This window comes from Mesorhizobium sp. M7A.F.Ca.CA.002.04.1.1, assembly GCF_004022805.1.
GTDB classification, from domain to species: domain Bacteria; phylum Pseudomonadota; class Alphaproteobacteria; order Rhizobiales; family Rhizobiaceae; genus Mesorhizobium; species Mesorhizobium ciceri.
The window spans coordinates 1-467 of sequence record NZ_RZPL01001311.1 but is presented as its reverse complement, the minus strand read 5'-3'; the positions used below and the strand labels follow the sequence as shown (position 1 = coordinate 467).

At 64.7% G+C, this 467-nt stretch carries 1 protein-coding gene; it reads right to left on the bottom strand.

Features of this window, described 5'->3' with window-relative positions; translation table 11 throughout:
* The coding region (locus ENZ75_RS33950) for an ABC transporter permease subunit (RefSeq protein ID WP_128278702.1) at positions 1 to 467 on the bottom strand (467 nt) is incomplete at both ends.

The window sequence follows — 467 nt, the reverse complement described above, 5'->3', positions numbered from 1 at the left end:
ATTGTCAGTGCCGCACCGGCAAAGATGTCGCCGCGATCGGTAAGGCTGAAGATCGAGACCGGCAGCGTCACCCAACCCGGCGGGTAGACCATGACGGTGGCGCCGAGTTCCCCCATCGACAGCGCGAAACTGAGACCGAAGGCGGCAACCAGATAGGGTGCGAGCAAGGGCAGTGTGACGTGCCAAAGCCGGTAGGCCGGGCGAGCGCCGAGGCTCGATGCCACCTGCTCGAAGTCGGGCGAAAGCCGCGCCAGTCCAGCCGAGACATTGCCGAAGGTGAAAGCCGAGATCAGCACGAAATGCGCGATCATGACGATCGCGATCGTGCCGTTGAGCAGCAGCGGCGGATGGCTGAAGGCAACCAGCAGGCCAAGGCCGACAGACACCGAAGGGACCGCGCTTGGGATGAAGAACAAAAGGCCGAGCAGCCGCCGCAAGGCATGGCCCTGGAGGCGCAGCGACAGGGC